This is a genomic window from Salinibacter sp. (assembly GCF_036626415.1).
Taxonomy (GTDB): Bacteria; Bacteroidota; Rhodothermia; order Rhodothermales; family Salinibacteraceae; genus Salinibacter.
The window spans coordinates 22,866-34,271 of the sequence record NZ_JAZKRW010000017.1; the positions used below are offsets into that span (position 1 = coordinate 22,866).

The 11,406-nt window shown below is 66.8% G+C and carries 8 protein-coding genes; 5 read left to right on the forward strand and 3 right to left on the reverse strand.

The genetic code is table 11. From position 1 onward, the window contains the following. The first annotated feature begins 28 nt into the window (after nt 1–28). The 3 genes from V5A20_RS03760 (at nt 29) to V5A20_RS03770 (ending at nt 2,665) form a co-directional block, all read left to right on the forward strand. A complete protein-coding gene (locus tag V5A20_RS03760) occupies nt 29–1,024 on the forward strand; it encodes an AAA family ATPase (protein ID WP_332314465.1) in 996 nt (331 codons plus the stop codon). 171 nt (nt 1,025–1,195) lie between these two features. Beyond that, nucleotides 1,196–1,966 (forward strand): ferredoxin--NADP reductase, encoded by a 771-nt coding sequence (locus V5A20_RS03765; RefSeq protein ID WP_332326748.1) that lies wholly within the window; start codon nt 1,196–1,198, stop codon nt 1,964–1,966. Nucleotides 1,967–2,101: 135 nt separating this feature from the next. Then, entirely contained in the window at nt 2,102–2,665 is a 564-nt protein-coding gene (locus V5A20_RS03770) for an FxsA family protein (protein WP_332314463.1), read from the forward strand. Nucleotides 2,666–2,700: 35 nt separating this feature from the next. On the opposite strand, the gene V5A20_RS03775 is transcribed toward V5A20_RS03770, so the two are convergent. Further along, nucleotides 2,701–3,504: a tellurite resistance TerB family protein gene (locus V5A20_RS03775; protein WP_332326749.1), complete on the reverse strand. Its 804-nt coding sequence runs from the start codon at nt 3,502–3,504 to the stop codon at nt 2,701–2,703. 477 nt (nt 3,505–3,981) lie between these two features. Here V5A20_RS03775 and V5A20_RS03780 point away from each other — a divergent pair, with 477 nt between their 5' ends. Next, nucleotides 3,982–4,410, forward strand: a complete 429-nt coding sequence (locus V5A20_RS03780; protein WP_332314461.1) for a hypothetical protein — start codon at nt 3,982–3,984, stop codon at nt 4,408–4,410. Nucleotides 4,411–4,491: 81 nt separating this feature from the next. Then, a complete protein-coding gene (locus tag V5A20_RS03785) occupies nt 4,492–5,898 on the forward strand; it encodes an aminopeptidase P family protein (protein WP_332326750.1) in 1,407 nt (468 codons plus the stop codon). Between the two features lie 68 nt (nt 5,899–5,966). On the opposite strand, the gene V5A20_RS03790 is transcribed toward V5A20_RS03785, so the two are convergent. Continuing rightward, a complete protein-coding gene (locus V5A20_RS03790) occupies nt 5,967–9,392 on the reverse strand; it encodes a UvrD-helicase domain-containing protein (protein ID WP_332326751.1) in 3,426 nt (1,141 codons plus the stop codon). Between the two features lie 64 nt (nt 9,393–9,456). Then, nucleotides 9,457–11,406 (reverse strand): PD-(D/E)XK nuclease family protein (locus V5A20_RS03795; RefSeq protein WP_332326752.1); only part of this gene is annotated, 1,950 nt, incomplete at its 5' end.

Here is an 11,406-nt window from a genome sequence, read left to right on the forward strand (position 1 = left end):
CCCACTTTGCTCCTGAGCCGATTTCTCTATGTCTTCCTCTTCGTCTTCACCGCCGCAGGACCCCGAGACACTCGATGACCTCAGTGAAGCGTACGATCGGCTGCGGCAGGAAATCGGCAAGGTCATCGTGGGGCAGGAAGACATCGTTGAGATGGTCGTGGTCTGCCTCATGGCCCGGGGACATGCCCTCCTGATTGGGGTGCCCGGCCTTGCCAAGACGCTCCTCGTGCGCACCCTCGCTGGGGCGCTCGACCTAGACTTCAGCCGCGTCCAGTTTACGCCGGACCTCATGCCCAGCGACATCACGGGCACGGAAATCATCCAGGAGACCCGCGACGGGCGCCACTTCGAGTTCGCGGCCGGGCCCATCTTCGCCAATGTCATCCTCGCGGACGAGATCAACCGAACCCCCCCGAAGACCCAGGCGGCCTTGTTGGAGGCGATGCAGGAGCAACACGTGACCGCCGCGGGCGAGACCCATACGCTGGACGACCCATTCTTCGTCCTTGCCACACAAAACCCGATCGAGCAAGAGGGCACCTACCCCTTGCCCGAGGCCCAGCTGGACCGGTTCATGTTGAACCTCTGGCTCGACTATCCCTCGTTCGACGAGGAGACCGAGGTCGTGCGCAGCACCACTGCCGGGTCTCCGTCGGAGGTGTCTCCGGTCATGAGTGCCGACGAGCTTCAGTCCTACCAGAAGTTTGTCCGGCAAATTCCGGTGGCCGACAATGTCATCGAGTTCGCCGTTCGTCTCGTCACCCGAACCCGACCGGGCTCCGGAGATGCGCCGGACTTCATTCAGAACTATCTGAGCTACGGCGCCGGCCCTCGCGCCTCCCAGTACCTGGTTCTGGGGGCCAAGACGCTCTCCGCCCTCGACGGGCGCATGACCCCCGTGGAGGCCGACGTGCGACGCATGGCCGTCTCCGTGCTGCGCCACCGCATCGTTCCAAGCTTCAATGCCGAGGCGGACGATGTCTCGTCGGTCGACCTCATCGACCGGCTCCTCGACGAGATGTAACGGCATTTTGGGGAGTCTTCGGGGGGTGTGCCCGGGAGCGGCGAAAACCGAAGTCTCGACTGCCGGTAGCAGCCTTGGCTCGTACGCATCTTCCGGCTCCTTGTATGATGGGCCGATCTCACGCTCGAACCGAGGCGTTGCTACCTTGCTCACGAAGCTGCCGGATGTAGAATGGATTCCTCGCAGTACAGTCAACTGACCCTCGTAGACCGGGTCGACTTCTCCAACGAACTGGCGGTATTCCGCCTCCGTGCCGACACCCCTGTCGAGTTTACGCCGGGGCAGTACGCCACCATCGGGCTGATGGAGGAGGACCGCGACCGTCCGCTCCTCCGCCCCTACTCGGTGGCCTCCGCCCCCGGCAGTACCGAGCTTGAGTTCTTCATCGAGCGGGTCGACGAAGGGGCCCTGACCCCGAGACTCTGGGACCTGGAGCCGGGCGCAAACGTGTGGATGCGAGACAAGATCGTGGGCCGGTTTACGCTCGACCCGGACCGCACGCACCACCTCATGGCGGCGACGGTGACGGGCGTGGGGCCCTACATTAGCATCATTCGCGACCAACTGCGGAAACTGCGGGCCGGCGCCCTGGACAGCCCGACGCCAATGCTGGTCCTGCACGGGGCGAGCCGGTCGTGGGAGCTCGGCACGTACCTCGAGGAGCTGCGGGCGCTTGCCGAGGAGCTGCGCTGGTTCGAGTACGTACCCACCGTGAGTCGCCCCTGGGAGGACCCAGAGTGGACCGGGGAGTGCGGCCGCGTCGAGGACGTGCTGCGGAAGCACCTAGACGCCGCTGCCTTTCCACCATCGGACACCGCCGCCTACACCTGTGGACACCCGAAGATGATCGACAAGGCGCAAGGCATTCTCGAGCGCGCCGGCTTCGAAGACGACGCGATCCACGAGGAGAAATACTTCGTCGAGCGCAACGGAGACGGGTAAGCCGGGGAGCACCGCAGTGCTCTCCGTTCTTGACTGAGGGAACCCTCTCCCTGACGGGAGATTTGCTTTTGGTCCGTTTCGGACGGAGAGCGGCCTTTTTTTCGTTCCTCACCAGCCCTCTTTCGGGATTCTCTCATGCTCGGTCGCCTGATTCTGCTCTTCCTCCTCACGCCCGCGGTGGAGTTGGCCCTCCTCATCCAGGTGGACCGGTTCATCGGGTTCTGGGCGACGATCGCGCTCATCATCGTGACCGGCATCGTGGGGAGCCACTTGGCGCGCCGCGAGGGGCTCTCGACCTGGCGCCGCCTCAACCGCCGCTTGCAAGCCGGCGACCTGCCCGGCACCGAGCTTGCCGATGGCATCATCATCCTGGTGGCCGGGGCCCTGCTGATTACCCCTGGCATTCTGACCGACGTGATCGGCTTCCTGGGGCTCATTCCCTTCACGCGCACTCGCCTCCGCAGGGTCCTGATGCGATGGTTTCAGAACAAGGTGGAGCAGGGCACCCTGCAGGTACAGTTTGGCATGTTTGGGGGGTCGTCCTCTCCCCTCGGGGGACCAGCCGGCCCGCCGCATTCACCCGATGGACCCGCCCGCTCCCCCTCAGGCAGGACCTGGGAAGGCCGCCCTCAAGACACCCCAAACCACGTGGACGAGGTCGGAGACGAAGGAAGTGCCCCCCCTTCTTCCTCGTCCTAATTCGGCCTGGAGGCTGCTGGGCGGAGCGCTGGCGTCTACCCGCCGTGTCCGTTCATCCGTACGGTGACGTCCCAGGCCTGAGCGAGGGACGTAATGAGGTCGCGCTCGGCCCGGGTAAGCGGCCCCCCCGCCCGGGCGACCGTGTGGAGGTCGTCGAGCACCGTCAGGCGATGCGTGCTCGACAGGGCCTCTTTCAAGGCTTCCACCGAGTCGTAGATCAGATCCTCTTGGGGCTGCTCGGCATAGACCTGCAGGGCCCGACGCACTACGTCTCGCAGTTCCTCCGTCGACCGCTCCGGCTGCCACTCCTGGAGCCGCTCCACCATCACATCCACCGTGTCCGCCGACAGGTCGTCTCCCGCGGCGTGAGCGACGAGGATGTAGAGAAATGCCAGTTCGTGGATGAGCCCCCAGTCTTCTCCCCGACGCTGCACGACCGCCGAGGTGTTTTCGAGAAGGTCTTCACTGAGGGCCTTGAGGGACCACGCCTCCGCCAGCGTATGGATCAGTCCCTGTTCCCGCTCCAGGAGCACCCCATCGGCCTCCGCAATCCGGATCAGGTGCCGAATTGTATCGCGCCGTTCCTCCAGGGAGAGCGCTCCTTCGAGCTCCTCCACCGCCCGCCGAAACTCCGTCTCGGCCTCTCGTTCGGTAAAGACCGTGGCAGCCTCGACGATCAGATCCTGAACGGCCGGCTCGTCCATCGACTTCCAGGCCTGCAGGGCGCTTTTGAGGATCTTCAGCTCTTCGTCACTGAGCTCGTGGTCGGTTCCATAGGCCAGGGCAATGTACACGACCGCCAGATCATGAGTGGTCGTCCAGTCGTCAGGAGCATTCATGTTGGAAGAGAGAGGATTCGGAGGACACCGCGCTGCAAGTATACAGAACGGTGGCCCCGAAACGCAACGCAGGCACGGACGCTCTCCATAGTGGCAGGTCTTTTTTGGGCGTTTTGAAAAAAAATGGAGGACCCTCCCGGCGTTTCCCCAGCCGCCCGCGGTTTCCCTGTGAATCTGGCGTCCCTCCACGCCAGCCGTTGTTGCATTCGTCCGGATTCACTGCCGACATTGAGTATGCTCTCCGAAAAGCCGTTTGGAAAATTAATGTTCAGCCGACATGCATGTGGCGACTGACGAGGCGGAGTCGAGGAAAGGCAGGAAGCGACCCGTCGAGTGCAGAAGGCCTTTTGCGTGAGAACTGCACAGTTGCGGCACCCGGCCCTGCCCCCTGTGAAAAGGTGCTCGCCGGGGAGCCACAGAACATCCGCCACACAGCCTTTGAACGTTTCGATGCCTCTCTCATCGCCTCTCTCTTTCGTGCCGGCCCTCGACCCCGACGCCATTCAGTCACAGGTCGCCCACCGCCTCCGCCCCCACGACGGTGACGGGGAACAGGCAGCCCTCCCTGGAGTCATGGACTCGGATGCCTTGGAGGAGCAGCGCTACGGCGAGGTCCTCGGCGCCATTGATCAGCGTTTGACCCAAGCGCGGTACTCGCTGCTGTCGATGGTCGTGGCCGGCATTTACTTCGGGCTGCTCGTAGGGCTGTGGCTGATTGATGGCTCCACGTGGGGCCGCATTGCCCTCTGGGCCACCCCCGTCCTTCTCGTGACCGTGTACGGCCTCTACACCACCCACCAGACCATCCATCAGATTCGGCACCTGTCGGAGGCCCGGTCTCTGCTCCGGCTGCTCATCGACAGGCCGTCCGCTGACGGGGGGCCGGACGCCCCGCCGGCACGGTGACCGAATGCAGCATCATGCGGCGGAGAGCCCTACGGGTCGGCCTTCCGCATCCGACGTCTCTTTGTGCAGTTCGCTTAGTCAATGTTCGCCCCCACCACCTACTGCTCGCGCCGTCGCTCGCTCATCGAACAGGAGCGGCCTGACTCCGGCCTCGTCCTGCTGCTCGGCAACCGGCGGTCGCCCCAAAACTACACTGCGAACCCCCACCCCTTTTGTCAAGACAGTACGTTCCTCTACTACTTCGGCCTCGACCGCCCCGACCTGTACGGCCTCATCGATCTCGACGCGGGCACCTGCACGCTGTACGGCCAGGACGCCAGCCTCGACGATGCCATCTGGTCCGGGGAACAGCCGGCCCTCGAAGACGAGGCCGCCGCAGTCGGAATCGACGCGGTCGCCCCTCCTTCCGTCTTGGCGTCTCGGCTCTCGAAGGCCCAAGAACAGGATCGGAGGATTCATACCCTGCCGCCGTATCGCGACGAGCATCGGCTCCGCTTTATGGAGCTGCTGGGCCTTTCCCGCGGCCAGCTCAAGGATGCAGCCTCGGCCGCTCTCGTTCGTGCCGTGGTTCGGCAGCGGTCGGTCAAATCCTCGGACGAGGTGGCGGAGATCGAAACGGCCCTGGAGCATACCGCTCAGATTCATGCCTTCGCCCGGCGGCACGCAGCGCCGGGCGTCCGCGAGCGTGAACTCGTTGGGGGCATGACGAACTACCTGACGGCCGAGGGCCGTTCGTTTTCGTTCACGCCGACGTGCTCAGTGCGGGGCGAGGTGCTTCACAACCACTCGTACCCGAACGTGCTCGAAGAGGGCGCCCTTCTCCTGGTGGACGCCGGGGCCACTTCCCCTCGTCGCTACGCGGGCGACATCACTCGTGTCACCCCGGTCGGCGGGGCCTTCCGCCCCCGACAGCAGGCCGTCTACGAGGCCGTCCTGGCGGCCCAAACCGCGGCCATCGATGCACTTGCCCCCGGCGTTCCCTTCATCGAGATCCACACGCACGCCGCCCAGGTCTTGACCGAGCACCTCATCGAGCAGGGGCTCATGCGGGGCAACGCCGAGGAGGCCGTGGCAGCAGGGGCTCATGCCCTCTTCTTTCCGCATGGTCTCGGGCACATGATGGGCCTCGATGTTCACGACATGGAGAGTCTGGGCGAAGACGCGGTTGGGTACGCGGAGGGCCAGACCCGCCCGGAGCAATTCGGGCTCCACACGCTGCGCCTTGCTCGTCCCCTCCAGGCCGGGTTCGTGGTCACCGTGGAGCCGGGCTGTTACTTCATTCCGCCCCTCATAGAACGCTGGCGAGAAGAAAACCGGCACGAACAGTTTATCAACTACGACCAAGTGGAGGACTTCCTCGGGTTTGGCGGCATCCGCATCGAGGACGATGTGGTGATCACGGAGGAGGGCGCCCGCGTGCTGGGGCCCCACATTCCAAAGGCTCCGGACGAGGTGGCCGCTCAGGCCGGCTCCGCCCGGGCCGAGTGACGGGTCGCCGGCCGCCAACCTCGCGGCCCTCCGTCCCAGCGCACGCCCCCGGCAAGGCAAGCATTCTTTTACCGCCCCGATCGGCGAAGCCGCAAGGATGAGCCCTCGGCCTCTTCCGGGCTTCCGAGGAGGCTTACCCCCGTGTCCGCAAACCAGAGCGTGACCGCCCCGATCGGCTCTCCAACTGTGGCGGTCCACGCCTCGGCGTAGTCCCGAAGCTGCCGGACGTAGGGGTGATCGAGCGAGAGGCGCGCCGGCCCTCGTCCCTGAATTCGGTCGGTCTTGTAATCGACGAGGGTCCACGTCCCCGCCTGCCGCCACGCCAGGTCGATCACGCCTCGGTGGACCACGGGCTCCGTCTCGCCCCGAATCGTATGGGCGATTGGGTACTCGACGTATGTCCGGTCAGCGTCCTGCACCTCCGCCCAGACCTGACTGTCCAGGAACCGGTCGAGCATCGTTGTGGCGCGCCCGGTCGCCTCCGCGATCTCCTCGACCCCTGCCCGGCGGAGCACGGTCTCCACGACCTCCTTGTCGGTCCACAGCGCCGGGCGGCCCGTACGGACGCACTGCTCCAAGAGGCGGTGCAGGGCTGCCCCGAATGCCTCTCCGTATCCGCCCTGTGCGTCCGATTCGGACAGGCGCGCCGGGGAGGGACGGTCGCCCTGAGTGACGGCGGCGGTCCGATACGAGGGGCGCGACTGGGCCTCGATGCGGGCCTGGCGCTCAGCCCGGTGGGCCTCCACCTCCGGCGCCGGGGCCTGCGGCAGGTCGCCGCGGGGCTCCACGCTCGGGGCGTCCAGCTCCGGCACGCCCGCCGCATCCAGGTGCGGGTAAAGCGGAGCCCAAGGGCCGTCTTCCGGCTTCTCGGGGTAGGTGGACACGACCAGGAGGTTCTCGGCCCGAGTGGCCGCGACGTACAAGAGACGTCGCTCTTCGGCCGCCTCGTGGCGCTCCTCTCGCTCGCAGAAGCTTTCGTTTCGATCTTCTGCGGGCGTCTCCCATCCGAGCGGGGGATGCGTCACCCGTTCGCGGTAGCCGCTTCCCTGCACGATCGGGGCGACGACCTCGCCGGCGTCTCGGCGGAGGTGACGACGCACCGGCGGGCCGCTGCCTCGACTGTACGGGTCGGCCAAGAAGACGACCGGTGCCTCCAGCCCCTTGGCCTGATGGACGTTCATCACGCGCACGGCATCGTCGCTCCCCGTCTCCAGTGTCATGCCGTCCACGTCCTCCTCCCCGTCCACCACGCGCTGCAACTCCTCCAGCACCTCGGCCCCTCCGAGCCCCTGCGCCGCGAGGTCCTGCACGTACGTGATCGTGCGGAGCACGCGCCCGGCCCGGAGCGAGCCCTCGGCGGGGTCGGGCGGGTGCGCGGCCCCGGCCAGGAGGCCCAGGTCATCGACGATGCGCTCGACCGCGACGCCCGGGCGTTGCTCACGGAGACGACGACGCGCCTCCCGCAGGTGATCAAAGGCGTCCTCGAACAGCCTTACCGTGTCCGCCGGAAGCGTCTCCCACACAGACGCCGGAACCGGCTCGTGCATGCGTCCGAACTGCCCTCCGGCCTGCGAGAATCGGTATAGGTCGTCGTCGCTGGCCCCCACGAGTGGGCCCTTCAAGTACGCCACGCAGGCCACTTCGTCGTCGGGGCGGAGCGCGCAGGTGAGAAGATCTACGAGCGCCTTCAGCTCGGCGGCCTCACCCAGATCCTCGCTCCCGGTGACGGTGTACGGAATTCCGGCCTCGGCCAGGGCCTCGGCGTATACGGACAGGCGCGATTTCGTCCGCGTCAGGATCAGGAAATCCGAGTAGTCGGCCTGCTCTGAGACGACCGCGCCCGTCTCGTTCTCGGGGCCGTAGAAGCGGGCGTCGAGCGCGCCGTCTCGGGCTCCTCGAATGAACTGAGCAATCCGGGCAGCGTCCTGACGGGCAATCTCGCTCCCCCAGTTTCCCCGCACCTTCTCGAGATCGATCCGACGCACCCCCCCCGCGTCCCGGGCTGTCGTCCGCTGCGGATCGAACGGTGTATACGGTGCCTGGAGGTCGCTCAGGTTCGGGTCCTCGAAGAGAGCCGCAAAGGCCGTGTCGCACCAGTCACAGATGACATCGAGCGAGCGAAAATTCTTGGTGAGCGTCACGGCCTCGCCGCCCGTTTCCTCAATGCGCGCCCCAGCGGCCTCGAACACCTCCATGTCCGCCCGTCGGAAGCGATAGATGGACTGCTTGCCGTCGCCCACGATAAAGAGGCTGCCTGGCAGCGGCCGACAGTCGGTCCAGGTCGTCTCGGTCGGGTCGCGGCTGGTGAGGTAGAACAGCAGCTCCGCCTGCAGGGGGTCCGTATCTTGAAACTCGTCGACCAGCAGCCGGGGATGGCGCTCCTGAAGGGTCCGTCGCAGGCTCGGGTGATCGCGGAGCAGGGTCCGGGCGCAGGCGAGCAGGTCGTGAAACGTGAGCCGCCCCTCTGACCGCCGAAGTGACGCAAACCGGTCGACCGCCGGGCGAACGAACGCCACGACCTCTTTGTGGACGTAGGCCCGCCATTGGCGCAGGGCGGGCTGCACGACGTCGTGCATCAGTGCGGGGAGGTGCTCATCCCGCAGCGTCCGCGCCCAGTCGTACGAATCGGTATCGGGGCCGCGCCAGCATTTGAGCGTCACGTCCGCCGAGTCCTCGTCGGCCACGTCGGCCAAAAGCTCAAGCAGCTCGGCTCGTTGCGCCGGGGTCTCCAGGCCGGTCTGCGCGATCAGTTTCTCTGCCGTATCGAACGCCTGCATCACGTCGTCGCGCCCCTCCGGCAGCGTATCCGGCCGGCGGGCCTGCCACGCATCGAGTCGGCCCTGCACCGTCGCGGCGGCCGCCTCCAGGGCCGGGACGGCGTCCGGGGCATTGACGTGGGGCTCTAGCTCGGGATGCTCGCACAGCCGTTCGAAGTAGGCGTCGAGCGCCTCCGGCTCCACCCCCAGGCTCGTGAGGGCCTCCATGCGGGCCGGACGGTCGGCCTGGACGGTCTGAAGGTACTCTCGCCAGGCGCGCTCGCGCAGCTCTCGTTCCTCTCGGTCGTCCAGGCCCGCCACGAAGCCGGGCGGCAGATTTGCGGCGATCGGCCGTTCGCGGAGGAGGCGCGCACAGAACGCATGGATGGTGCCGATGAATGCCTGCTGCGCGTTCCGAAGCGCGTCGGTGACCCGCTGTCGCTGAGCACTCTCCGCCGGCAGCGCCGCCTGGGTGCGTCGCAGCTCCTCATAGAAGCGCTTGCTCATTTCCCCCGCCGCCTTCCGCGTGAAGGTGATGGCCGTCAGGTCCTGTGCCGGCACCCCCGAGCGCACCAGGGCCACCATGCGGGCCACGAGGGCCGTCGTCTTGCCGGAGCCGGCCGCCGCCCGCACGAAAAAGTTCGTGTCCGGCTCGAAGGCCGAGAGGTCCGGCACGCCGTCCTCCCGCCACGGACCAATGCGCCGGCGGACGGCCGCGTCGTCGTACGTTGAAGACATCGACGGAGAGGGAGGCATAAACGCTGTTCGGAATGGGTGGGGAGCGGCGCGCGGCAGCCGACGGCTACTCGAAGGACGGGGGGACCGGGCGCGCCTCCGGGTAGGTCTTTGCCTGGAGGGCGGTGCTCCGGGCCGACAGGTCTCGAAAGAGGCGGTCGTAGCCGCGGTACCGCCAGGCGCTGCGGTATCGGGCCCGCGGGTGCATGGGAAAGCTGCCCGTGGCGGCGAGCGTGCTCAGTCGGTCGAGGAGGCGCTCGACCTCTTCTCGGTACTGGCCCGGCGCGAAGGCAAGCCGTGTCCCTCGCTCGCGGGTCGTCGGGAAATAGTACCCGGACGCCCCAACCGTCTCGTTTGTCAGGGCCGCAAGCGCGTAGGCGTACAGGGCCCACTGTAGTTGCGCCCCGTCCGCAACGGGATCGTCCTCCGCAAACGAAGACGCCCCCCCCGTCTTGTAGTCCCAAACCGCCAGGGTGCCATCCGGGCGGCGGTCCACCCGGTCGATGCGGCCGCGGATCGACATCTCGCGTTCCCGCACCGTGATCGAAACGTCCCCGTAATCGCCCTCCCGTCGCCGGTACGACCCGTGGCCAAACCCGACTTCGTGGTAGAGCGGCGCGTGAGTGCGGCAGTGCTCCGTCTCGGCCCGCAGGAAGACACGCGCATCCTCCCACAGCCGACGCAATGCCGCCTCCTTTACAACCTCGCTCGGGGGCGCCACCGTTTCGGCTTCCGCGGAAAACGCGGCGTCGAGGGTGCTCCGGAGAAGGGGTTCGTGCTCAGGTGTGGGCCGCTCGTCACGCTCTTCAAGGGCCGTCATGAACGCCTCAAACGTCGCGTGAAGAATGCTTCCCCGACGAAGGGCGTTGAGCCAAGGCTCGTCGTCCAACGCGGGCTCGTCGAGGGGCTCGATGTCGAGAACGTATTGGAGAAAATACAGATACGGGGTTTCGGCGAAGGTCTCCAGGCGCCCCGCCGACATCGGTGCGCCATTCTCTTGGTTCCCCAGAAAATCCAGCTCCGGGTACGCCCCCGCCTTCAGAAGTCCGTCGTGCACCGTGTATTCGTCACCCTGACGGGCCTGGCGCGCAGTCTCTCCCCTTCGGATCCAGGGATAGTGCTCGGGCAGCACATCACGGGCCGTCGCCCCCGTGCCCCCGTCGCCACGGGCCCGAGCGACCGCCAGCCACTCTTCGGCGTCGTGGAGTCGGATGCGGTCGGGGGGCGGCACAATGCCCTCCACGCGCTCCGATTCGAGCGAGGCGGCCTCCTGCAGCCGCAGGAAGAGCGGAGATGGGTACCGCTCCTCCCCGCTGTCGAGATCGAAGATGCGGGTGTAGAGGGACAAGGGTCCATCGTGCCGCACCAGTGCCTGTTCGTGGTGCCACTGCGCCTCGTCCGGGGCCGAGCGGCGCTCGGGCAGCGTCCCGTCGAGGGATTCACTGAGCGCACGGCGGTCCGGATCGCGGAGCATGGCGTCTTCCACCGCGGCCGTCGAGAGCGTGTCGCTGTCCATGCCCACGACGTAGAGGTGTGAACGGTCGCCATACCCCGCGCTTTCGAACGGCACGACGTGCACCGTGCCGGGACGCGGATGCTCGGCCCGCACGTACTGCCCCTCCAGCCAGCGTCGAAGAAGCGCGGCGAGCTGTGGGCCGGACGCCTCATAGTCCACCGGCACGCGTGTGAGGCGGTCGAGGCGCTGCCAAAGAACAGTGCGGGCGGCCTCGTCGAGCGTCCGCTCCGCCTCCGGTGTCTCCTCGGGGGGTGGGTCAACGGGCCCGAACTGCTCAACGAACTGTCGGGCCATCGTCGCCATCTGCTGTACCGAAGCCTCTCGCGGGGCGAGGTCGAGAAGTCTCTGCACGAGCCGATGCACAAACTCCAGCGCCCGGCGCTGGGCCCGATCCCGGGCCGGGTCCAGGCCGCGGTCCTCCAGCTCTTCGATTCGCTCGTCCACTTGATTGATCGCCGCCCCAAGCGCTTTCGCATATCCCTTACGTCCGGGCTCGTACCG